This window comes from Mesorhizobium sp. P2_F5 (assembly GCF_056403715.1).
On sequence record NZ_JBFUEY010000012.1, the window covers coordinates 138,431 to 161,136 of the forward strand.

A 22,706-nucleotide genomic window follows, 5' to 3' on the forward strand; every position below is an offset into this window, starting at 1 on the left:
CGTCAGTTCGTAACCACGATCCGGGTGTTGCCGAAGCCGACTTCCCGCACCATCGAATAGAAGGCCGCGGCATTGGCCGTGTGCAGCCGCACGCAGCCATGCGAGGCCGGGCGCCCGAGCTGCCTCACCGCATTGGTGCCGTGGATGGCGTAGCCGCCATGGAAGAACACCGAATAAGGCATTGGCGACATGTGGTACTTTTTCGAATACCACATCCGCGCCGTCCGCTGTGGCCGATAGGTGCCGCGCGGTGTGAAATAGCCGCTGCGCGCGGTGGAGACGTTCCACCGATAAAGCACCTGGCCATATTGGCTGACGGTCATGGTCTGCGACGAGACGTCGATGCTGGCCACCAGCGAAGCAGCCCTGCTTTCGATGGACGTGCCGAACAGCACCGCAGCAAAAGCTGCCGCCATGAGAACGATTTTATTCATGAGATCAAACCCCTTTGATGCCCCTTGCCTGCTCTGTCATCACGCGGTTTTTCATCTTTTTAACGACAGGTGAGTGATCTAACACACACTCCTTGATAAAATCGCCAATCTAAAGCAGCGAATTTGAACGATTTTCCCGCTATAGTTGCCGCTGCGACACGTAGTTTCGGCGCCAGTGGCGTGACCCTTGCAAAACCATCCCCTTGCCTGCTCAAATCCGGGAATGAACGAACGACTCTTCAAAGCGATCGACGACCGTTCCGATGAACTGGTCCAGCTTACCGCCGACCTCATCCGCTTCCCGACCATCAACCCGCCCGGCGAAGCCTATCGTCCCTGCGCGGAATATATCGGTGCGCGGCTAAGGAAACTTGGCTTCGAAACCGAATTCATCCGCGCCGAGGGCACGCCCGGCGACACCGACCGCTACCCGCGCGTCAATGTCGTCGCCCGCTTCGACGGCCGCTCGCCCGGCGCCTGCGTCCATTTCAACTCGCATATCGATGTGGTCGAAGCCGGCGAAGGCTGGAGCGTCGAGCCCTTTGCCGGCGTGGTAAAGGACGGCAAGGTCTACGGGCGCGGCGCCTGCGACATGAAGGGGGGTCTCGCCGCCTCGATCATCGCAGCCGAAGCCTTCATGGAAGTCTTCCCCGACTTTCCCGGCGCCATCGAAATCTCGGGCACCGTCGACGAGGAGTCCGGGGGCTTCGGCGGCGTCGCCCATCTGGCCAGGCTCGGCTATTTCTCGAAACCCAAGGTCGACCATGTCATCATCCCGGAGCCGCTGAACAAGGACCGCATCTGCCTTGGCCATCGCGGCGTCTGGTGGGCGGAGATCGAGACCAAGGGCGAGATCGCGCATGGCTCGATGCCGTTCCTCGGCGACAATGCGGTACGCCACATGGGCGCCGTGCTGCAAGCCTTTGAGGAAGAACTGTTTCCAGCGCTCGACCGCAAGGTGACGCGCATGCCGGTGGTGCCCGAAGGCGCAAAGCGCTCGACCATGAACATCAACTCGATCCATGGCGGCCAGACCGAGGATTTCCGCCCCGGCCTGCCCTCGCCCAACGTGCCGGATGCCTGCCGGCTGACCATCGACCGCCGCTTCCTGCTCGAGGAAGACCTTGCCACGGTCAAAAGCGAGGTGACCGATATCCTCGACCGGCTGAAACGTGAGCGCAAAAAGTTCGACTATGAAATCCGCGACTTGATGGAGGTGCTGCCGCTGATGACCGAGCGCGATGCGCCGGTGGTCAAGGCGGTGGCGCAAGGTATCATGGCGATCTTCGACCGCGAACCGGATTATGTCATTTCGCCAGGCACTTACGACCAGAAGCACATTGCCCGCATCGGCCACATCTATGACTGCATTGCCTATGGTCCGGGCATTTTGGACCTCGCCCATCGGCCTGACGAATGGGTCGGCATCTCGGACATGGTGGAGTCGGCGAAGGTGATGGCGGTCGGGCTGAATGTGCTGCTGAGGGGCACGGTTTCGGGCTAAGCCACCGACCTCGCTGAAAAAACATTTCCCCTGGCACCCCTGGGGAGCACGAAACGCAATTTACTCCATCTCGAAATCACGCTTCTATCCCAGCGTTTCGAGCATTTGGGAGTTGCACGATGAAATTGTGGAAAGCCATTCTTGCCGCCGCGCTGTTGGCGCTGGCCACCAGCGCTCAGGCATATGCCGCGCGCACCGACCTGGTGATCGGCATTACGCTCGAACCGCCGCATCTCGATCCGACCGCCGGTGCGGCCGCAGCGATCGACGAAGTGCTCTACGCCAACGTCTTCGAGGGCCTGACCCGCATCGGCCCGAACGGCGAAGTCCTGCCCGATCTCGCCGAAAGCTGGGCAATTTCCGACGACGGCAAGATCTATACATTCAAGCTGCATACCGGCGTGAAATTCCATGACGGCACCGATTTCGACGCCAGCGATGTGAAATTCTCGCTCGACCGCGCCCGCGCCGACAATTCGGTCAACGCGCAAAAGGGCCTGTTCGCGGCAATAGACACGGTCGACGTCGTCGATCCGGCGACTGTCAAGGTGACGCTGAAGAACCCGCAAGGGTCGTTCCTCTACAATATGGGCTGGGGCGACGCGGTGATCGTGGCGCCCGAGAGCGCCGAGACCAACAAGGAAAAGCCCATCGGCACCGGCCCGTTCAAATTCCAGAGCTGGGCCAAGGGCTCGTCGATCACGCTGGTGAAATCGGACAACTACTGGGGCGCCCCGGTATTCCTCGACAAGGCCGAGTTCCGCATCGTTCCCGATGCCGCTGCCGCCGTGCCGGCGCTGCTCTCCGGCGACATCCAGGCCTTCCCCTTCTTCGATCCCGACAGCGTCGCGCAGGTCAAGGACGATCCGCGTTTCAAGGTCGTGATCGGCTCGACCGAGGGTGAAACCATCCTGGCGATCAACAACAAGAAGCCGCCTTTCGACAAGCTCGAAGTGCGGCAGGCGATTGCCTTCGCGCTCGACCGCAAGGCGATCATCGACGGCGCCTCGGCCGGCCTCGGCGTGCCGATCGGCTCGCATATGTCGCCCGCCAGCAAGGCCTATGTCGACCTCACCGGTCTCTATCCGCACAATGTCGACAAGGCCAAGGAACTGTTGAAACAGGCCGGCCTTGAGAGCGGCTTCAAGGCAACGCTGAAGCTGCCGCCGCCTTCCTATGCCCGGCTTGGCGGCGAGATCATCGCCTCGCAGTTGCGCGATGTCGGCATCGATCTGGAGATCATTCCGGTCGAATGGGCGCAGTGGCTGGATCAGGTGTTCACCAAGAAGGATTACGACCTGACCATCGTCTCACACACCGAGCCCAACGACATCGATATCTATTCGCGCAAGGACTATTATTTCAACTACGACAACCCGGCCTTCGACAAGATCATCGCCGAGCTGAACCTCACCTCCGACGACGCCAAGCGCAACACGCTGCTCGGCGAAGCCCAGAAGATCCTGGCCGACGATGCCGTGGTCGGCTTCCTCTACGAACTGCCGAAGGTCGGCGTGTGGGACGCCAAGCTGCAGGGCCTGTGGGAAAACGCGCCGATCCAGGCGAATGATCTGACCAAGGTGAAGTGGACGGATTGACCGCCTACCTCCTAAAACGCCTCGCCATCGCCATCGCGACCTTGATCCTGGCCTCGATGGTCGTCTTCGCCGTGCTCGAAATCCTGCCCGGCGATCCGGCGCGGCTGATGCTTGGCCTCAACGCCAGCGCCGAACAGGTCGAATTGCTGCGCAATCAGATGGGCCTCAACGCGCCGCTTGTCCTGCGCTACCTCCATTGGGTGGGCGGACTGCTCAGCCTCGATTTCGGCCGTTCCTACACCTATTCGGTGCCGGTCATCGACCTTGTGCGCGAGCGCATGGCGGTTTCACTGCCGCTGGCGCTGATCGCGCTCGCGCTCTCTACCGTCATCGCCATCCCTGTCGGGCTTTATTCCGCCAGCCGGCGTGGCCGGGCCGGTGACACCATCGCCATGGGCGCCGCCCAGCTCGGCGTCGCCGTGCCGAACTTCTGGTTTGCGCTGATGCTGATCTACCTCTTCGCCGTCTGGCTGCGGCTGGTGCCGGCCGGCGGCTTTCCCGGCTGGAGCGCCGGTGTCTGGCCGGCGCTGAAATCGCTGCTGCTGCCGGCCGTAGCACTTGCTCTGCCGCAGGCGGCGATCCTGGCCCGCGTTGCCCGCTCGGCGTTGATCGAGGTGCTGAACGAGGACTATATCCGCACCGCCCGCGCCAAGGGCCTGCCCTACCGCGCCGTGCTGTGGCGGCACGCGCTGCGCAATGCGATGATCCCGGTGCTGACCATTCTGGGCCTGCAATTCGCCTTCCTGCTCGCCGGCACCATCATCATCGAAAACGTCTTCTATTTGCCCGGCCTCGGCCGGCTGGTGTTCCAGGCGATCACCCAGCGCGACCTGATCGTCGTCGAAAGCATCGTTATGCTGCTGGTCGTCGCCGTCATCGCGGTCAACCTCGTCGTCGATGTCTCCTACGCGTTCGTCGACCCGCGCCTGCGAGGCCGGCAATGACGCTGCACATCGACATCCCCGAGGAGACGCTGGGCAGTATTCTGGCCAAGGCGTTTCGCAACCGCTCCTTCCTCATCGGCTTCGTCATCACGGTGTTGGTGGTGGCAATGGCGGTCGTCTCCTACCTCTGGACGCCTTACGACGTGACCAAGCTGGTGATCTCGGACAAGACGCTCGCGCCCTCTTTGGCACATTGGTTCGGCACCGACCATTTCGGCCGCGACATCCTGTCGATGATCATGGTCGGCGCCCGCAACTCGATCGCCGTGGCGCTGGTCGCGGTCGGCATCGGCATGGGCGTCGGCGTGCCGCTCGGCGCCTTTGCCGCGGCGCGCGGCGGACTTGTCGACGAGGCGCTGATGCGGCTGAACGACCTCGTCTTCGCCTTCCCGGCGCTGTTGTCGGCGATCATGATCACCGCCATCTTCGGGCCGGGCGCCGTCAATGCCATCATCGCCATCGGCATCTTCAATATACCGGTGTTTGCGCGCGTCGCCCGCGCGGGCGCGCTAGCGATCTGGCCGCGCGAATTCATCCTCGCCGCGCGCGCCGCCGGCAAGAGCAAGACCCAGATCAGCATCGAACATGTGTTGCCCAACATCTCCACGCTGCTTCTGGTGCAAGGCACCATCCAGTTCGCGCTTGGCATCCTCGCCGAAGCCGGACTCTCCTATGTCGGCCTCGGCGCCCAGCCGCCAATGCCGAGCTGGGGCCGCATGCTGTTCGATGCGCAGACACGCATGGTGGTGGCGCCGTGGATGGCAATCTTTCCCGGCATGGCCATCGTCATCGCTGTGCTAGGGCTCAATCTGCTCGGCGACGGCATCGCCGATATCCTCGACCCGAAATCGCGGCGGCAGCGATGAGCCTGCTGGAAATCGAAAACCTGTCACTGGCGATCGGCGACACGCCGATCCTGAAGGGGGTCGAGCTCTCTGTCGCGTCCGGCGAGGTGATGGGGCTGGTCGGAGAATCCGGCTCGGGCAAGTCGATGACGGCGCTGACCATCATGCAGCTTCTGCCCCACGCGGCGCGCGCCAGCGGGCGCGTCAGCTTCGACGGCATCGACATCCTGGCGGCCACCGAGGACCAGATGTGTGCGCTGCGCGGCGACGACATCGGCATGGTCTTCCAGGAACCAATGACGGCGCTCAATCCGGTAAAAACCATCGGCGAGCAGGTCGCCGAAGGCATTCGCTGGCACACCAGAGCGAGCCGTGCCGAAGCCGAGGACCGGGCGCGCAAAATGCTCGACCGGGTCGGTCTGCCCGAAGCAAAATTCCCGCTGTCACGCTATCCGCACGAACTGTCGGGTGGTCAGCGCCAGCGCGTCGTCATCGCCATTGCCTGCGCGCTGAAACCGAAGCTCTTGATTGCCGACGAACCAACGACGGCGCTCGACGTGGTGCTGCAGGCGCAGATTCTCGACCTGTTGCGTGGCCTTGTCAGCGAAAACCGCATGGGCCTGCTGTTGATCTCGCACGACCTCGCCGTCGTGACCGAAATGGCCGACCGCATCACCATCCTGCGTCATGGCGAGGTGATGGAGGCCGGCGACACCGCACGCACGCTGTCGGAACAGCTGCATCCCTACACGCGCCAGCTGGCGCTGGCCTCGATGCACGTGCCGGCGCGCGCCAAGATCCATGCCGCCGGATCGGCCAAGCCGTTGCTTGAGGTCGAAGGCGTGACGCGCGACTATCCCGGGCGGCGCACCTCCCTGTTCAAACCCGCGTCCTCAATTCGCGCCGTCGACGACGTGTCCCTCTCGTTGGCGCCCGGCCAATCGGTGGCGCTGGTGGGGCGCTCCGGCTGCGGCAAGTCAACGCTTGCCCGCATGATCCTTGCGCTCGACAAATCCACCTCGGGAACGATCCGCTTCCGCGGCGAGACCATCACCGGCAGGAGCGAAGGAGAGCTGAAGCCAGCGCGACGCGACATGCAGGTGGTGTTCCAGGATCCTTACGGCTCCTTCGACCCACGCCAGAAGGTCGAAAAACTGGTGGCTGAGCCATTGCATGTGCTGGAAAAGAAACCGACACCGGCCGAGCGCCGCGAGATGATCGCGCATGCGCTGCACGAGGTCGGCCTCGGCGTTAGCGACATGGACAAATATCCGCATGAATTTTCGGGCGGCCAGCGCCAGCGCCTGTCGATCGCCCGCGCCATCATCACCCGCCCGAAGCTGGTCGTTGCCGACGAACCGGTCTCGGCGCTCGACGTCTCGATCCGCGCCCAGATCCTCGATCTGTTCGCCGAGCTCAACCAGAAGCTCGGCATCGCCTATCTCTTCATCACCCACGATTTGACCGTCGCCCGCGCCATAACCGACGAGGTTCTGGTCATGCATGACGGCCGGATCGTCGAGCGCGGCAAGACCAACGACGTGCTCGACCGCCCGCAATCCGAGGCGGCTAAGGCACTGGTCGCGGCTGCGCCCGATCTACACCGGGCGATCGCACGCCGGATGCAGGAGCAGGGGTGAGCAGCCGCAGCCGGCTCACTCCTCCGGCTTCACCACATCGACCGGGCTGATGTCGAGCAGGTCGAGCGTGCGGCGCAGCAGCCGCACCTCGCTCTCTGCCAGTTTCGAATCCGCCTTGGCGATCTCCGCCATATGGCGTGCCAGCAGCTTGCGCCGCTCGACATCGAGATCGCGAAACAGCGCGATGGCCTGCGAGCCGTTGGTCTCGTAGCCGAACTCGTTGAGATATTCGATGACCGCGTCGATGCTGGTTTCCGGGATGCCGAAGGCGTCCTTGCAGATGCGCCGGAAGGCGACCATTTCGCTCTCCGACACCGAGCCGTCGGCCAGGATCATACGAAACAGCATCAACAATTCCGCCGACAGCACCGGATCGTCGGCCACCTTGCGCACGCCGGGATCACCGTCGAAGATCGAAAGAATCTGATCGAGCAAAGCCATCGCCAACAGTGTCCCCTTCCCAAGTCCGCCTAGCGGTATTGGGATAATGACATGCACCACAGAAAATCCAAGCGCAACGCGCCTGGATAGACGTAGCGCTGAATCGGCCTTGCGCAAACCAGGTCGCCATGATCGAAGGCGCGGCATCTCTTTCCCGCCGGAATGCTCAGAAAATCCCGATGCTCGAACTCGCCGCCCAGACCGTCATCATGCTCGCCTTCGCTGCTTTCGCAGCCGGCTTTGTCGATTCGATAGCCGGCGGCGGCGGCCTGATCACCATCCCGGCGCTGCTGCTTGCCGGTTTCCCGCCCGTCGCAGCACTTGGAACCAACAAGCTGCAAGGCATCTTCGGCACCGCTTCGGCGACCATCCACTATGCCATGAATGGCCATGTCGATCTGCACCGCCAGTTGCCTTCCGCCGTTCTGGCCCTTGCCGGCAGTGCCGTCGGCGCCTTGCTGGCGGCCTTCGTGCCCGGCGATCTCCTGCGCGCGCTGCTGCCGCTGCTGCTGATCGCCATCGCAATCTACTTCGCTGTGAAACCCAACATGAACGATGTCGACCGCACCGAGCGCCTGTCGCCCTTCCTGTTCGGGCTGACCGTGGCACCGGCGGTCGGCTTCTATGACGGCCTGTTCGGGCCGGGAGCCGGCTCCTTCTACATGCTCGCCTTCGTCAGCCTCGCCGGCTTTGGCGTACTCAAGGCGACGGCGCACACCAAGCTGCTCAATTTCGCCTCCAACATCGGCGGCTTTATCGTCTTTGCCATAGCCGGCGTCATCTACTGGAAGATCGGCCTGATGATGGGCGTCGCCCAGTTCCTCGGCGCGCGTCTCGGCGCCAGCCTCGCCATCCGCATCGGTGCCCGGCTGATCAAGCCGCTGCTGGTGATCATCTGCCTGGCGCTGGCGATCAAGCTGCTGGCCGACCCGGCAAATCCGCTTCGCCAGCTAATTGGTGTATGAGCCTYACGCCTGATAGAATGCGCTTGTACGAATCATGTTGGAGGGACCAGACATGAATCTTAGTGCACCCACTCAGCTTATTTTCATCATATCCCTTGTCATCGCCATCATCGGCGTTCTCGCCGCGCTTGGCGTTCTTGCGTTTATTCCCTTGGCATCGGTCTGGATTATGCTCATCGCCTACATCGTGCTTGCCGCCGGCTGTATGATGCGCGGCGCCTGAGCACGCATATCTCAGGTAACCGAAGCGCCCGGCCAAAAGCGAACAGGACCACTCCATCGCCGGGCGGTTCGAGATGCGCCGGCGGGGGCCGCCTTCGGCACTCGAAGGCATTGTGTCGGACATTTGCGGCTACCGCGAAACCGCGCCCGGCCATTTCCGCAACATCGAATACGCCTCGCTGACCGTGCCACTGGTGATCAGCTTCGCCGAACCCTTCGCCATTGGCCTCGGCAAAGACCCTGGCGACAATGATCGTTTCGCCAGTTTCGCCGCCGGCCTGTTTGCCGGCCCGGTGATGATCGAATCCTTTGGCGGCGCCTGCTGCGTGCAGATCAACTTCACCCCGCTCGGCGCCCGCCGCTTCTTCGGCCTGCCGATGAGCGAGCTGACCGACAGCATGGTCGTGCTCGACGATGTGCTTGGCGCCGAGGGCATGGCGCTGCGCGAAAGGCTTGGCAACGCGCCGGACTGGGCTGCGCGCTTCGATCTTGCCGAGGTCTTCGTCGCCACGCGTCTCCGGGATGCGGCTGATACGCCGCCTGAAATCGCCTGGGCCTATGACCGCATCGTCGCATCGGGTGGCCGCACCCGCATTGCCTCGATCGCCGAAAAACTGGGCTGGAGCCGCAAGCATCTCGCCGGCAAATTCTCCGACGCGACCGGCATCGGGCCGAAGACGCTGTCGCGCATCGTGCGCTTCAACCGCGCGCTCGGCCTGTCGCGGCAGGACCAAAGCGATTGGGCCGATATTGCCGCCGACTGCGGCTATGCCGACCAGGCGCATCTGGTGCGCGAGTTCCGCCAACTCGCCGGCGATCCGCCGACGGCGCTGAGGTAACATTTCTTCAAGACGACGGAGCGGCCTTCGAACAGACTGGGTTTATCGACCAACCCAATGAAGGAGGTTTCCATGCCCGCCACCACTGAAGCGCCCCGGCTCTACCCGGCCCTGCGTTACAAGAACGCAGGAAAAATGATTGACTGGCTGTGCGAGGCCTTCGGCTTCGAAGTGCGTGCCCGCTATGGCGAGGGCGACATCGTGCACCACGCCGAACTCACTTTCGGCTCCTCGATGATCATGCTGGGCTCTGCGCGCAGCGACGACTACGGCAAGATGGTCGGCGAACCGGGCTCCGGCGGCGGCAAGTCGATCTACGTCGCCGTCGACGACGCCGACGCCGCCCATGCCAGGGCCAAAAAAGCCGGCGCCACGATCATCCAGGACCTGATCGACCGCGACTATGGCAGCCGCGAATTCATTTGCCGCGACCCCGAGGGCAATGTCTGGTCGTTTGGCACCTATTGGCCGAAGGCGGGCGAGAAGGCGTGAACCAGCCTGAGGCGTGTTAGCGCGCCAGCCCGAAAATGGCATCGCAATCGAGATGGATCTCCAACTCGGCTGCGACCTCGTCCAGCGCCTTTTCCACCTCGGCGCGATAGTCGATGCCGCCGCCTTTGACGCCGAGGCTTTCCAGGAATTTTGCCCGGAAAGCGTCGGCGGAAAACAGGCCGTGCAGATAGGTGCCGAAAACCTTGCCGTCGGCGGAGATGGCGCCGTCATCCGCACCGTTGATGACGGCGGACGGCCGCGCCATGTCTGGCCCGGTGGTGCGGCCGAGATGGATTTCGTAGCCCTCAAGCGGCAGGCCGAATGGCACCGAACGTGCCCTGACATTGCGCACCGTCTTTTCCGGCTCCATGACCGTCTCGATATCGAGCAGGCCGAGCCCTTCGGCCTCGGTGACGCTGCCTTCGATGCCGTCGGGATCGCGCACCATGCGGCCGAGCATCTGGAAACCGCCGCAGATGCCGACGACATGGCCGCCGCGCTTGCGGTGGCCGAGGAGATCGCGATCCCAGCCATTCTCGCGAAACTTTATGAGATCGCCAATCGTCGATTTCGAACCGGGAATGACCACCAGGCCGGCATCTTCCGGCAAGCGCTGCCCCGGCGGCACGAACACCACCTCGACCTGCGGCTCGGCCTTGAGCGGGTCGAGGTCGTCGAAATTGGCGATGCGGCCAAGCATCGGCACCACGACTTTCAGCGCCCGCTTCTCGCCGGACGCGAGACGTTCGAGCACGACGGAATCCTCCGAAGGCAATCGTGCCGCCGCCTTCAGCCAGGGCACGACGCCAAAGCAGCGCCAGCCGGTGAATTTGTCGATCGCCTTGATGCCGTCGTCGAACAGCGAGGCATCGCCGCGGAACTTGTTGATGAGATAGCCGACGATCATCTTCCGGTCTTCCTCCGGCAGGATCAGATGCGTGCCGGCGACCGAAGCGATGACGCCGCCGCGGTCGATGTCGCCGACCAGGATCACCGGCACATTGGCCCGCGTCGCAAAGCCCATATTGGCGATGTCGCGGCTGCGCAGGTTGATTTCGGCCGGCGAGCCCGCGCCCTCGACGATGACCAGGTCCGCGCCTTCGCCGACCTTGCTCCAGGAGTCCAGCACTGCGTCCATCAAGCGGCTTTTCAGCGCCTGGTAGTCGCGCGCCCGCGCCTCGCCGAACACCTTGCCCTGCACCACCACCTGTGCCCCGACATCGGTCTGCGGCTTGAGCAGCACCGGGTTCATGTGGACGCTGGGTGCGACACCGCAGGCGATCGCCTGCAGCCACTGCGCCCGGCCGATCTCGCCGCCGCTTTCGTCACCCGGAATGTCGGCGACGGCGGCATTGTTCGACATGTTCTGCGGTTTGAATGGCCTGACCTTCAGCCCGCGATTCCTGGCCGCACGGCAAAGCCCCGCCACCAGCACGGTCTTGCCGACATCCGAGCCCGTGCCTTGCAGCATGATCGCCTTGGCCATGGCTCAGCCTCTGCCCTGCGCGCCGGGAATGGTCGACTTCTGCGACAGCGGCCCGCCGCGCCAGATGTAAAGTGCCAGCAGCGGCTCGCTGCCGGTGCGCATGGCATGGCTGACATTGGAAGCGTGATGGATCACTTCGCCCGCCTGGCGGACATGAAAGCCCCCCTCGCCCATGCGCCACTCGGTGCCACCGGTCAGCGGAATGTAGATCTCCTCTGCAATGTGATGGTGGTCGGGATAGGTAATGCCGGGCCCGAGGATCAGCAATCCGGCCGCGACCTCGTCATTGGCAAAATGGCCTCGCAGCCCAAACACCTCCAGCCAGCCATATTTCTGCAGGAACGCTTCACCGAAATCCGCCGCGTTGTAGGTTTGCCCCCAGCGGAGATCGTTGCGGTGCTCCGCCAGCAGCCGCACCAGACGCTGCGCGTCTGGCGGCGCCAGTTCAGCGATACGGTCGAGCAGGTTGAGGCAAGGTAGCGGATGCGGTTCGAGCGGGCGCGCCAGCATATTCCAGTCGATCCGGCCTACGGCGTCACGCACCAGTGCATTGTCCACGCCCCGGAGATAGGCATGGAAGCGGTCGAGCAGCTCATCGAAATTTGTCGGCACCCAACACTCCGTTGATCCATTCATGCACAGCGGCTGCGCGGCGAGCCGGGTTGCGCGGCGGCATCATTGGTCTAGATTGGGCGGCGCGCAAAGCCAAAAACAACAGGCCAGCAAGCCAACCCCCAGCTAGGGAAACACAGGGAGCACGCCATGGACGCCGCGGTCGATGCGAGCACCAGCCAGTTCGAACTCAACGAGGAGCAGCGCGCCATCCAGGAGATGGCGCAGGCCTTCGCCGCCGATCGCGTGGCGCCCAATGCGCTCCAGTGGGACCGGGAAAAACACTTTCCCGCCGATGTGATCCGGGAGACAGGCCCGCTTGGCCTCGGCGGCATCTATGTCAGGGACGATGTCGGCGGTTCGGCGCTCGGCCGGCTCGATGCCGTGCTGATCTTCGAGGCGCTGTCGCACGCCGATCCGGCCTTCTCCTCCTTCATCTCGATCCACAACATGGCGGCTTCGATGATCGACCGCTTCGGCAATGACGAGCAGCGCCAGCGCTTCCTGCCGAAGCTGACCTCGATGGAATGGCTGGCAAGCTACTGCCTGACCGAGCCGGGCTCGGGCTCCGATGCCGCGGCGCTGAAAACGCGCGCGGTAAAGCGCGGCGACGACTATGTGCTGAACGGCGCCAAGCAGTTCATCTCCGGCGCCGGCGACAGCGACCTCTATGTCGTCATGGCGCGCACAGGCGCCGACGGTCCGAAAGGCATTTCCACCTTCGTCGTGCCCAAGGATGCGCCCGGCCTCTCCTTCGGCGCCAACGAACACAAGATGGGCTGGCACATGCAGTCGACCCGCCAGGTCATCTTCGAGGACTGCAAGGTGCCGGCGCAAAACCTGCTGTCGGGCGAAGGCGCCGGGTTCGGCATCGCCATGGCCGGGCTCGACGGCGGCCGCCTCAACATCGCCGCCTGTTCGCTCGGCGGCGCGCAGTCGGCGCTCGACAAGGCGCTGGCCTACACCGGCGAACGCAAGGCTTTCGGCTCGAAGATCAACCGGTTCCAGGCGCTGCAGTTCCGGCTGGCCGACATGGAGACGGAGTTGCAGGCGGCCCGCATTTTCCTTTACGCCGCCGCCTCGAAACTCGACCGCAAGGCGCCCGACGCCGGCAAGTGGTCGGCCATGGCCAAGCGCTTCGTCACCGATATCGGCTTCAACGTCGCCAACGAGGCGCTGCAACTGCATGGCGGCTATGGCTATCTGCACGGCTACGGCATCGAGAAACTGGTCCGCGACCTGCGCGTCCACCAGATCCTCGAAGGCACCAACGAGATCATGCGCGTGATCATCGCGCGGGCCTTGATCGGCCGCTGAAGCCAGCAATACCGGGAGTGATGCTATGACCACCATTGCCTTCATCGGCCTAGGGAACATGGGCAATCCGATGGCCGCCAATCTGGTCAAGGCGGGGCATACAGTGCATGGCTTCGATCTGATGCCGGAGAATTTGACCGTTGCGCGCGAGCATGGCGTCGTCGTCATGGCGAATGCCATTGCCGCGGTGAAAGACGCCGATGTCGTCATCACCATGCTTCCCGCCGGCAAGCATGTGCTCTCCGTTTACGAGGACATCGCGCCCAAGGCCAAACAAGGTGCGCTCTTCATCGACTCCTCGACCATCGACGTCGAGTCGGCCCGCAAGGCGCATGCCGTCGCAAAGAAGCACGGACTGCATTCGATCGATGCCCCCGTCTCCGGGGGTACCGGCGGGGCTGCCGCCGGCACCCTCACCTTCATGGCCGGCGGCTCGGGCGAAGCTTTTGCTGCCGCAGAACCGATTCTCAAGCCGATGGCCGGCCGCATCGTCCATTGCGGCGACGACGGCGCCGGCCAGGCGGCAAAAATCTGCAACAACATGATGCTCGGCATTTCGATGATCGGCGTCGCCGAGGCCTTCGTGCTGGCCGAAAAGCTTGGCCTCTCTCATCAGGCGCTGTTCGACGTCGCCTCCACCTCGTCGGGCCAGTGCTGGTCGCTGACCACCTACTGCCCGGTGCCCGGCCCTGTGCCGGCATCGCCGGCCAACAGGGATTATAGACCTGGCTTTGCCGCGGCACTCATGCTGAAGGACCTGAAGCTGGCGCAGGAAGCCGCCCAAAGTGCAGGCGCGGTGACGCCGATGGGTGCCGAAGCAGCCCAGCTTTATGCGCTGTTCAACGCGCAGGGAAATGGCGCTGCCGATTTTTCCGGAATCATAAATTTCCTTCGCGGCAATTCTCTATAAGTTTCGAATTTTGCAGCGTTTTTATCGATTTTTCTCATACGGGAAAATTGCAAATTTAGATTTGCTTAAGCTCTCGATAACCCGACGGTAACGATGTGCCTATACAACGGATGGCGAGGCGGACATATCGCATCCGCCCGGCGCTCCGGATCAGGTCTCGCGTACCGGAGCCCGTAAGTTTCGCAAGTGTATTGTTAGCGAAACGCCATGCGTATCTGGCAAAGCCGCGTTCCCGATGGGACGCGGTTTTTGCGTTTCTGGGGATTATTCCAGCGTCGTCCAATTATATTTTGGTTGCCGCACCTGGACTGCCGATGTGATCCTCGTCAACCAGCACGATCGGCGCCCCTCCGGCCATGACGACAAGCAGGCGCAGGTTCCATTTTCCCGCACTGCGCACGGCATGCGACATCACCCAGGCCGATCCATGGCTGCCATGAATGGGCATACTAAGCTGGGCATCGCCCAAGCCGTTTCCAAAGATCTGAACGCTGCCGACCACCCAATAGCCGGCGTCAATATCTTCACCCAGCGCGGCCTTGACGCGGTCATCGGCGCGTACCGTCTCCATGGTTAGCCGGTAGGCGTCGCTGTTCTTCATCAGACGAGGGACGACGAGAGCCACGGCGGCGATACTGACAAGCCCGAAAACGAACAGGATGAACCCGGCGATCGCCCAGTTGCGTTGCACCCTTCGGAAATGCTCGGCATCGCGCCAAGACACATTCTGCCACGCCCAACGGCTTCCCTTGGCGCCCAGCACGAAGAGCATGACGATGTTGACCAGCGGGACGAACATCAGCAGCGCGATGAAGGTGTTGTTGGCGATGCCCCAGATCCAGTTGAGGAAAAACGCGCCCCAGTTCCAGCGGTCGAGTTCGGGCGGAATTTCAGCGGGCTGGTTGAGCGGCTGTACGGCCATGATGTCCCCCATCGGCAAATATGCCTCAGCGGGTTTAGCCTATGGCCCCGAAAATCGGAATCGGTTTTCGCTTAGCCCTAAAGCCGTCATCAGCCCTTTGTCGACAGCCGGCGAAAATTTGCCTTCACCGCGCGGCTGGCGGGCTTCAGTGCCGCACTGATCGACCGTTCTGCCGCGACACCGCTGAACAGCGACGGCATGCGGCCCGAAAAGACCTCCGGCCAGAAGCGCGCCGTCGATTGCAGCAGCGCCATTTGCGCGGCAAACGCGCCCTCAGCCACGGCGGTGGCCTTTTCCTGCACCGCACGAGCGGTTTCAGGGCTCCACCCCCGGCCGTTTTGTGCGTCCGCAGCCATCAGCGGCAGGCGCATCATCGCCACCAGCGGCGCCAGCATCAAATCCTGGCCTATCCCGGCCGCTTCCAGCGCCCGCCGACCCTTGCTTGACTTTGTCATGGAAATCTTGACCCCAATGCAGCCGGTCTTGGCCGGTCCCGCAACACTACGCGCGACAAGGGTTATTCGTTCCCTCTTATTCACCACGGAAGTTGCATTTGAGGCCGGGCGCCCTGGTCGCAGGGCACCCGGCATCGTTTTCGCCTACTTCTTGCGCAGATCCGCTTGTGCCAGATCCAGCGCCTTGGCGATGCGATCGCAAGCCATGTCGATCGTCTCACGCGTCCAGATCAGCGGCGGCGACAGGATCATCGTGTCGCCGGTGGCGCGCAGCATCAGGCCCTGGGCGATAGCGTGGTCACGGACGGTGACCGCGGCACTGCCCGCCGGAAGGAAGCGCTCCTTGGTTGCCTTGTCCTTGACGATCTCGATCGCCCCCATCAGGCCGATCGAACGCACTTCACCGACCAGATCGTGGCTGGCGATGCGCTCCTGCAGCGCCTGGGCGAAATACGGGCCGGTGTCATTCTTGACCCGGTCGACCAGACCTTCGCGCTCCATGATCTCGAGGTTCTTCAGCGCCACCGCGCAGGCCACCGGGTGGCCCGAATAGGTGTAGCCGTGATAGAACTCGCCGCCCTTTTCGACCAAAGTCGCCGCGATGCGGTCGCCGACCAGCAGCGCCGAAAGCGGCTGGTAGCCTGATGTCAGCGCCTTGGCCGTGGTGATGGTGTCGGGCTCGATGCCGAAGGTCTGCGCGGCGAACCACTCGCCGGTGCGGCCATAACCGGTGATCACCTCGTCCAGCATCAGCAGCACATCATATTTGCGGCAGATGCGCTGCACTTCCGGCCAGTAGCTCATCGGCGGGATTTTTACCCCGCCCGCCCCCATCACCGGCTCACCGATGAAAGCGGCGACCTTGTCGGCGCCGGCTTCGAGGATGGCGTCCTCGACGGCCTTGGCCGCGCGCAGGCCGAAATCATGGTCGCTCTCGCCAGGCAGCGCCAGCTCATAGGCATAGGGCATCATCACATGGACGATGTTGGGGACGGCGCCGCCAAGCTGTTTGTGCATCAGGTCCATGCCACCGAGCGACGTGCCGGCGATAGTCGAGCCGTGATAGCCCATCTTGCGCGAGATGATGCGGTTCTTCTCCGGCTTGTCCTCCAATGCCCAATAGTGGCGCACGAGCCGCAGCGCTGTGTCGTTGGCCTCCGAGCCGGAGGAGCCGTAGAACACTTGGGCGACGCCCTTGGGCGCCAGCTCCGCCAGCTTCTTCGACAACAGAACCGGCGTCGGCGTCGAGCATTTGAAGAAGGAATTGTAGTAGGGCAGTTCCTTCATCTGCGCATAGGCCGCATCGGCCAGCTCGTCGCGGCCATAGCCGACATTGACGCACCACAGCCCGGCCATGCCGTCGAGGATTTCGGTGCCGTCGGCATCGTAGATGAACGGGCCGTTGGCGTGGGTGATGATGCGCGAACCGGCCTCGCGCAATTCCTTGTGGTCGGTGAAGGGATGCAGATGATGAGCGGCGTCGATCTGCTGAAGCTGCTTCAGCGAATAATTCTGGTAGGTCATGGATGTGCTCTTTCCTCAGAAATCATTCCGGCGGTGCCGGGGCGAATTCGTCAGAGGACGGCAGGAGGTGAATAGCCGATGCGGGCGCACAGCCGCAAAAGCTCGGCACGCAGCGTGCGCGGTGACGGCGTCACCGCGACGCGAAATACGCGAGCCCCAAAGGCGCTAACCAAGATCCTGACGAGAGCCATGGCCGCACCTTAGAGCAAAGGCTGGTCGAGGTGAACCACCCTTCGCTTGGCCCACGAGGGATCTGTCTAGGCCTTGGCGGACAACGACTTTTGCAGGAAGACGTATTTCATCGCCGTCTGCGTCGCCTGAGGCCGGCGATCGCCGCGCCCGCCATGGCCACCTTCGGTTTCCTCGAAGAACAAAGTCGTTCCGTGCCCGGCTTCCTGCAGCCGCGCCGCCATCTTGCGCGCATGGCCGGGATGGACACGGTCGTCGGCAGTCGAGGTCGTCAACAGCACCGGCGGATAGACAGCATCGCCCGACACATGCTGGTAGGGTGAATAGGCGCCCAGCCACTTGGCCTCTTCCGGTTTCGACGGATCGCCATATTCGCCCATCCACGAGGCGCCGGGCGGCAGTTCGGTGTAGCGCAGCATGTCGAGCAGCGGCACTTCGATGATGACGGCGCCGAACAGTTCGGGATGCTGCGTCAGAGAAACGCCGGTCAGCAGGCCGCCATTCGAACCGCCCTGGATGCCGAGCGAGCCGGCCGTGGCGATGCCACGTTGGACGACATCCTGCGCCACCGCGGCGAAATCGTCGAAGGCATTCTGGCGATTGCCCTTCAGCGCCGCCTGATGCCAGGCCGGCCCGAATTCGCCGCCGCCGCGGATGCACGCCTGCACATAGGCGTTGCCCTTTTCCAGCCACAGCCTGCCGCGCACGCCGGCATAGCCAGGCAGCAGCGGCACTTCGAAGCCGCCATAGCCGTAGAGCAGCGTCGGCACCGGACCCTTTTGATCACGTCGCCTGACGACGAAATACGGGATCATTGTGCCGTCCTTCGACCGCGCCTCGAACTGTTCGGAAATCAGCAGCGCGGCATCGAAACGCGCCGGCTGCGATTTTACGGTGGCCAGCGTCTCGCTATCGTCGTCCGACCAGATGATCGAGCTCGGCGTCAGGAAGTCGGTGAAGGAGAACGAGACGCTGGAGCCGAAATGCTCGGCATGCGCGATGCCGACATTGCCGTTTTCGGGCAACGCGACCGGTTTCATCGACCAGCCGTCCGCCTTGCGCTCGCAGACGATGACCTTGCCGCGCACATTGTCCATCAGGTTGATGAACAGCCGGTCCTGCGTGCGGGCGAGACCCGCGATCGACACCCGATGCGCCGGCTCGAGCATGGTTTCGACAGGCCCCAGTTCGCCGGTGTCGATCCAGCGTTCGAAATCAAGCGAATAGAGGCCGTCCGGCAAGCATTCGGTGCCATCCGGCGCCGTCCACGGGCTGCGCACGCCGAACACAAACCGACCCTTGAACAGCGTAGTGTCGGTGACATCGTCCGGCAGCGGGATGCGTCGGTTTTCGCCCGATGGCAGGCGCAGGAAGCTGTGCGAGGAGAAGAAGGCGATCGCGCGGACCAGGAACAGATACTGCTTGTCGCCGTCATATTCGACACCAACGCCCGCGGCGAGGTCCTGCTTCTCGGCCTCGAAGATCGGCGTCGCGTCTTCCAGGCGGGTGCCACGCTTCCACAGTTTGACGACGCGCGGATAGCCGGACTGGGTCTTGTCCTCTTCCTCGAAGGCGGCCGAGACGAGGACAGTGTCCTTGTCCAGCCAGGAAAAGCCGGATTTGGAGGCGGGAGCGCTGAAGCCGCCCTCGACAAAGGAGTTGGCTTCAATGTCGAATTCGCGCATCTCGCTGGCATCGCCGCCGTCCGGCGACATCGCCACCAGGCAAAGGTTGAAATCGGGGTAGAGGCGGCTGGCACCGCTGAACACCCATTTCACGCCCTCCTTGGCCGAGAGCACGTCGAAATCGATGATTGTCTGCCAATCCGGCTTCTCGGTCTTGTAGGAGGCGACGCTCGTGCGGCGCCAGAGGCCGAGCACATTGGTCTTGTCCTGCCAGAAATTATAGACATGGCCGTTGAGCGCGGCACCGACGGCGATGTTGTCTTCGGCCGTCATCAGGTCGAGCGCCGTCTCGAACGCCGCCTGGTAGGACGGATCGCCTTGCAGTTCGCCGACCGTCAGCTCGTTCTGGCGATGCACCCAGTCGAGCGATTGCTTGCTGGTCCGATCTTCCAGCCAGAGGAAATTATCCTCGGCGGCGGCCTCGGTCTGGCGTTTTGTCGTCGATTGGGTCACGCGTGGTCTCCAAGCTATTGGCGGGCGGCCCCGCCTACATCGCGTCCCGGGTTGTTTTATTCAAGATGGTGACGTCAGGTCATTGGCCTTGATGGGAGTAAGCCCTGTCTCCGGGAAAAGCCTGTCAGGCGTTTTGGCGCTTGAACGAGCGGTAGAGCGCGAAACTCACCAGCAGCGCGTCGAGGGCGGCGATGACCACTGGCAGGCCGAGCGGACCGATGACTTGCATCAGCGCGCCGGCGCCAGGCGGGCCGACAATGCCGCCGGCGCCCCACATCAGCGCGAAGGCGGCGTTGCCGGCGACCAGCACCGTCCCCTTGAAGCGGCTGCCGAGCTCGACCAGCGCCATGGTGTAGACGCCGTAGCCAACCGCGCCCATGACGAGGAGGACGACCCAGATCGCCGGCGTGGTAATCAGCAACGGCAGCAAAACCGCGCAGATCGTTGTCGCCAACGCGCAGAAGATGATCATCGCCCGCCCGCCGAAACGCTCGGCCAGCAGGCCGAGCGGGATTTGCAGGAAGATGTTTCCCAGCGACAGTGCCATCACCAGGGCTGCCAGCGTCCTTTCGGGCAGGCCATAGGCAGCACCGAACACCGGCATCAAGGCGTAGGTGCCCTGCTGGACCGCCGCCGAAACCAGCACGGCAAACAACAGCGCCGGCGCCAGCCTGGCGAAACCTAAAAATCCGCCGGACGACTGGCCGTCGTCCTCGAAGCCGGCAAGGCTTGACGAAACAGCGCGCAGGATCACGGCGCACAGCATGAACCCTGCCGTCCCGACCAGGAAAGGAACCCAGCCCGAAATGCCGACTGCGGTCAGGACCAAAGGCCCTGCGGCATAGCCCGCGCCCAGCACAGTGTTGAATGCACCCATCACCCTGCCGCGGCGCGACGGCGGCGCCAGTGACAGCGCCCACACTTCGCCCAGGATATAGAGCGGGTTGATAACGATGCCGATGATGAAGCGGATGACGAACCAGCCCACCCAGTCCTGCAGATAGCCGATGCCCAGGAAGCACAGCGCCCCAATCAATGAGCAACCGATAGCCAGCGTGCGTGCGCCGACCAGCCGAACGGCTGCCGGCACGAACGAGGCCGAAAGGATCAGGCCAAGCGGCATCATCGCTGCCGACAAGCCGATCAGCGCCGGCGACATGCCTTGCTTCTGCATCAGCAGCGTAAACAGCGGTGAACTCAGCCCTTGTGCCGCGCCGAACATGGCAAGTGCGGCGGTAACGCCGGCAAGCGCTGCCCATTGCGTCCCCGCTTCGCCATCGCTCGAACCGGTCGCGGCCATGCTGCCTTCCCAATGAAATGCCGGCCCAGCGGCAAACCACCTGAGCTAGCGGTTCGATTCAGGGAAAGGAAGAGCCGCGGATGAAATCCCCTTGCTCCAAGGGCCGTGGTGGGCGCGTCCTGTCCGCCAATCTCCCGCAAGGTTGTCAGCTATCCAACTGCCGTTCCGGCATGTCGCTTCCCTCGTCCTAGTGGTCGCCGCCTCCGCAATGGCCGGACAGCCGCCGGTCCATTATGCCGCCCGCTACCCGCATCGTACGAGGACCATCATGACCGCCGCCCTGCATCCAGCCGAACCGCCTTTGGCAACCGACCGCGCCCGTCGCGGTGGCCGTGCGGGCAAGCGCGCCGGCGGCTCGGCCGCCTTCGAACAGCCGGCTTTCCGGCAGCTGAGAAACCCGCTGACGCCGACCAAGCTGGTCTCCGACGACGAGCTGGAATCGATCCACCTCGCCTCGCTGCGCGTCTTGAGGGAAATCGGCGTCGACGTGCTGCATGACGAAGCCCGCCGCATCATGAAGGAAAATGGCGCTGACGTGACCGCGGGCAGCGAGCGGGTGCGCTTCGACAGCGACATGATCCTCGATCTGATCTCGAACTGCCCGTCGGAATTCACGCTGAATGCCCGCAACCCGGCGCACAATGTACGCTTCGGCGGCAACAATGTGATCCTGTCGATGATGGCCTCGGCGCCGAACTGCTCCGATCTCGATCGCGGCCGCCGCCCGGGCAACCAGGCCGACTATCGCAACTTCCTGCGCCTGGCGCAGATGCACAACATCCTGAACTGCACCGGTGGCTATCCGGTCGAGCCGACCGACATCCATCCGTCGGTGCGCCACCTCGAATGTATCCGCGACCTTGCCACGCTGACCGACAAGGTGTTCCACATCTATTCGCTCGGCAAGGAACGCAATGTCGACGGCATCGAGATCACCCGCATCGCGCGCGGCATCAGCCATGAGCAGATGCTGGAAGAGCCGTCCGTCTTCACCATCATCAACACCAATTCGCCGCTGAAACTCGACGTGCCGATGATGGAAGGCATCATCCAGATGTCGAGCAAGGGCCAGGTCGTCGTCGTCACGCCCTTCACCCTGTCGGGCGCCATGGCGCCGGTCACCATCGCCGGCGCGCTGGTGCAGCAGAATGCCGAAGCGCTGTCCGGCATTGCCTTTGCCCAGATGGTGCGCAAGGGCGCGCCGGTCGGCTATGGCGGCTTCACCTCCAATGTCGACATGAAGTCCGGTTCGCCGGCCTTCGGCACGCCCGAATACATGAAGGCACAGCTTGTCGGCGGCCAGCTTGCCCGCCGCTACAAGATCCCCTACCGCACCTCCAACACCTGCGCCGCCAACACCGTCGACGCGCAGGCGGCCTATGAAAGCGTGTTTTCGCTGTGGGGCGCCATCCAGGGCGGCGGCAATCTGATGATGCACGGCGCCGGCTGGCTCGAAGGCGGCCTGCGCTGCTCCTACGAAAAGACCATTCTGGACATCGACCTGTTGCAGATGGTGGCGGAGTTCCTGACCCCGCTCGACCTTTCCGAAGAGGCGCTCGGCTTCGACGCCATCCAGTCTGTCGGCCCCGGCGGCCACTTCTTCGGCACCCAGCACACACAGGACCGCTACAAGACCGCCTTCTATTCGCCGATCCTCTCCGACTGGCGCAACTTCGAGACCTGGGCCGAGGCCGGCTCGCCGACCGCGCTGGAAAAGGCCAACAAGGTCTGGAAGGAACGGCTGGCGTCCTACGAAGAACCCTACATGGACCCGGCAATCCGCGAGGAGCTCAACGACTTCGTCGAAAAGCGCACGTCCGAAGGCGGCGCGCCGACCGATTTCTGATCATCTTTGTTGGCTTGATGAACTGATCATTTCGTATGGATTTGATGAACGGGCGACCCCCACTCCGTCGAGCTGCGCTCGAC

22 protein-coding genes are annotated in these 22,706 nt (G+C 63.4%); 12 read left to right on the plus strand and 10 right to left on the minus strand.

Translation table 11 applies throughout. The features are described from left to right. Positions 1 to 2: 2 nt before the first annotated feature. Complete coding sequence (locus AC1DYO_RS18475; RefSeq protein ID WP_477265620.1) at positions 3 to 434, minus strand: L,D-transpeptidase; 432 nt, start codon at positions 432 to 434, stop codon at positions 3 to 5. Between the two features lie 223 nt (positions 435 to 657). On the opposite strand from AC1DYO_RS18475, the gene AC1DYO_RS18480 reads away from it, so the two are divergent. The 5 genes from AC1DYO_RS18480 to AC1DYO_RS18500 all read left to right on the plus strand — a co-directional run bounded on the left by AC1DYO_RS18480 (position 658) and on the right by AC1DYO_RS18500 (position 6,965). Further along, positions 658 to 1,938 carry an acetylornithine deacetylase/succinyl-diaminopimelate desuccinylase family protein gene (locus AC1DYO_RS18480; RefSeq protein ID WP_477265622.1) on the plus strand — a complete coding sequence of 427 codons (1,281 nt, stop codon included), beginning with the start codon at positions 658 to 660 and terminating at the stop codon, positions 1,936 to 1,938. Positions 1,939 to 2,057: 119 nt separating this feature from the next. Continuing rightward, positions 2,058 to 3,536, plus strand: coding sequence for an ABC transporter substrate-binding protein (locus tag AC1DYO_RS18485; protein ID WP_477265624.1), 1,479 nt, complete (start codon positions 2,058 to 2,060; stop codon positions 3,534 to 3,536). Next, complete coding sequence (locus tag AC1DYO_RS18490) at positions 3,533 to 4,480, plus strand: ABC transporter permease (RefSeq protein ID WP_477265626.1); 948 nt, start codon at positions 3,533 to 3,535, stop codon at positions 4,478 to 4,480. The genes AC1DYO_RS18485 and AC1DYO_RS18490 overlap by 4 nt, the downstream gene beginning before the upstream one ends. Then, the gene (locus tag AC1DYO_RS18495; protein ID WP_477265628.1) at positions 4,477 to 5,346 is read left to right on the plus strand and encodes an ABC transporter permease; all 870 of its coding nucleotides are present in this window, start codon (positions 4,477 to 4,479) and stop codon (positions 5,344 to 5,346) included. The genes AC1DYO_RS18490 and AC1DYO_RS18495 overlap by 4 nt, the downstream gene beginning before the upstream one ends. After that, positions 5,343 to 6,965, plus strand: coding sequence for an ABC transporter ATP-binding protein (locus AC1DYO_RS18500; protein WP_477265630.1), 1,623 nt, complete (start codon positions 5,343 to 5,345; stop codon positions 6,963 to 6,965). Before AC1DYO_RS18495 ends, AC1DYO_RS18500 begins: the two co-directional genes overlap by 4 nt. A gap of 15 nt (positions 6,966 to 6,980) precedes the next feature. Here AC1DYO_RS18500 and AC1DYO_RS18505 read toward each other — a convergent pair whose 3' ends face one another. Then, a complete protein-coding gene (locus AC1DYO_RS18505) occupies positions 6,981 to 7,412 on the minus strand; it encodes a TerB family tellurite resistance protein (RefSeq protein WP_181055995.1) in 432 nt (143 codons plus the stop codon). Positions 7,413 to 7,585: 173 nt separating this feature from the next. Between AC1DYO_RS18505 and AC1DYO_RS18510 the strand changes: the two genes are divergently transcribed. From AC1DYO_RS18510 to AC1DYO_RS18525, 4 genes are all read left to right on the plus strand, one after another. Further along, positions 7,586 to 8,371, plus strand: coding sequence for a TSUP family transporter (locus AC1DYO_RS18510; protein ID WP_477265632.1), 786 nt, complete (start codon positions 7,586 to 7,588; stop codon positions 8,369 to 8,371). Positions 8,372 to 8,423: 52 nt separating this feature from the next. Beyond that, the gene (locus tag AC1DYO_RS18515; RefSeq protein ID WP_112565466.1) at positions 8,424 to 8,594 is read left to right on the plus strand and encodes a hypothetical protein; all 171 of its coding nucleotides are present in this window, start codon (positions 8,424 to 8,426) and stop codon (positions 8,592 to 8,594) included. Positions 8,595 to 8,667: 73 nt separating this feature from the next. Then, positions 8,668 to 9,432 (plus strand): helix-turn-helix domain-containing protein, encoded by a 765-nt coding sequence (locus AC1DYO_RS18520; RefSeq protein ID WP_477265635.1) that lies wholly within the window; start codon positions 8,668 to 8,670, stop codon positions 9,430 to 9,432. 72 nt (positions 9,433 to 9,504) lie between these two features. Next, a complete protein-coding gene (locus tag AC1DYO_RS18525) occupies positions 9,505 to 9,924 on the plus strand; it encodes a VOC family protein (RefSeq protein WP_477265637.1) in 420 nt (139 codons plus the stop codon). A gap of 16 nt (positions 9,925 to 9,940) precedes the next feature. On the opposite strand, the gene AC1DYO_RS18530 is transcribed toward AC1DYO_RS18525, so the two are convergent. Together AC1DYO_RS18530 and AC1DYO_RS18535 are read right to left on the minus strand one after the other, a co-directional pair. Beyond that, positions 9,941 to 11,410 carry a cobyric acid synthase gene (locus AC1DYO_RS18530; RefSeq protein ID WP_477265639.1) on the minus strand — a complete coding sequence of 490 codons (1,470 nt, stop codon included), beginning with the start codon at positions 11,408 to 11,410 and terminating at the stop codon, positions 9,941 to 9,943. Positions 11,411 to 11,413: 3 nt separating this feature from the next. Further along, on the minus strand, positions 11,414 to 12,022 hold the full coding sequence (locus tag AC1DYO_RS18535; RefSeq protein WP_477265641.1) for a dimethylsulfonioproprionate lyase family protein: 609 nt from the start codon (positions 12,020 to 12,022) through the stop codon (positions 11,414 to 11,416). Positions 12,023 to 12,172: 150 nt separating this feature from the next. Between AC1DYO_RS18535 and AC1DYO_RS18540 the strand changes: the two genes are divergently transcribed. Further along, the gene (locus AC1DYO_RS18540) at positions 12,173 to 13,339 is read left to right on the plus strand and encodes an isobutyryl-CoA dehydrogenase (protein ID WP_477265643.1); all 1,167 of its coding nucleotides are present in this window, start codon (positions 12,173 to 12,175) and stop codon (positions 13,337 to 13,339) included. A gap of 25 nt (positions 13,340 to 13,364) precedes the next feature. After that, positions 13,365 to 14,249 carry a 3-hydroxyisobutyrate dehydrogenase gene (gene mmsB / locus AC1DYO_RS18545; protein WP_477265645.1) on the plus strand — a complete coding sequence of 295 codons (885 nt, stop codon included), beginning with the start codon at positions 13,365 to 13,367 and terminating at the stop codon, positions 14,247 to 14,249. A gap of 283 nt (positions 14,250 to 14,532) precedes the next feature. Here mmsB and AC1DYO_RS18550 read toward each other — a convergent pair whose 3' ends face one another. The 6 genes from AC1DYO_RS18550 to AC1DYO_RS18575 form a co-directional block, all read right to left on the minus strand. Continuing rightward, positions 14,533 to 15,171, minus strand: a complete 639-nt coding sequence (locus AC1DYO_RS18550; protein WP_477265647.1) for a cytochrome c oxidase assembly factor Coa1 family protein — start codon at positions 15,169 to 15,171, stop codon at positions 14,533 to 14,535. 89 nt (positions 15,172 to 15,260) lie between these two features. Further along, positions 15,261 to 15,626 (minus strand): hypothetical protein, encoded by a 366-nt coding sequence (locus AC1DYO_RS18555; protein WP_477265649.1) that lies wholly within the window; start codon positions 15,624 to 15,626, stop codon positions 15,261 to 15,263. Positions 15,627 to 15,770: 144 nt separating this feature from the next. Beyond that, positions 15,771 to 17,150 (minus strand): aspartate aminotransferase family protein, encoded by a 1,380-nt coding sequence (locus AC1DYO_RS18560; RefSeq protein WP_477265651.1) that lies wholly within the window; start codon positions 17,148 to 17,150, stop codon positions 15,771 to 15,773. A gap of 50 nt (positions 17,151 to 17,200) precedes the next feature. After that, positions 17,201 to 17,341, minus strand: a complete 141-nt coding sequence (locus tag AC1DYO_RS18565) for a capsid protein (RefSeq protein WP_112565294.1) — start codon at positions 17,339 to 17,341, stop codon at positions 17,201 to 17,203. A gap of 66 nt (positions 17,342 to 17,407) precedes the next feature. Next, the gene (locus AC1DYO_RS18570) at positions 17,408 to 19,477 is read right to left on the minus strand and encodes a prolyl oligopeptidase family serine peptidase (protein WP_477265653.1); all 2,070 of its coding nucleotides are present in this window, start codon (positions 19,475 to 19,477) and stop codon (positions 17,408 to 17,410) included. A 124-nt stretch (positions 19,478 to 19,601) separates the two neighbouring features. Further along, positions 19,602 to 20,777, minus strand: coding sequence for an MFS transporter (locus tag AC1DYO_RS18575; protein ID WP_477265655.1), 1,176 nt, complete (start codon positions 20,775 to 20,777; stop codon positions 19,602 to 19,604). 268 nt (positions 20,778 to 21,045) lie between these two features. On the opposite strand from AC1DYO_RS18575, the gene AC1DYO_RS18580 reads away from it, so the two are divergent. Beyond that, positions 21,046 to 22,623 carry a trimethylamine methyltransferase family protein gene (locus tag AC1DYO_RS18580; RefSeq protein WP_477265657.1) on the plus strand — a complete coding sequence of 526 codons (1,578 nt, stop codon included), beginning with the start codon at positions 21,046 to 21,048 and terminating at the stop codon, positions 22,621 to 22,623. Positions 22,624 to 22,706: the final 83 nt, after the last annotated feature.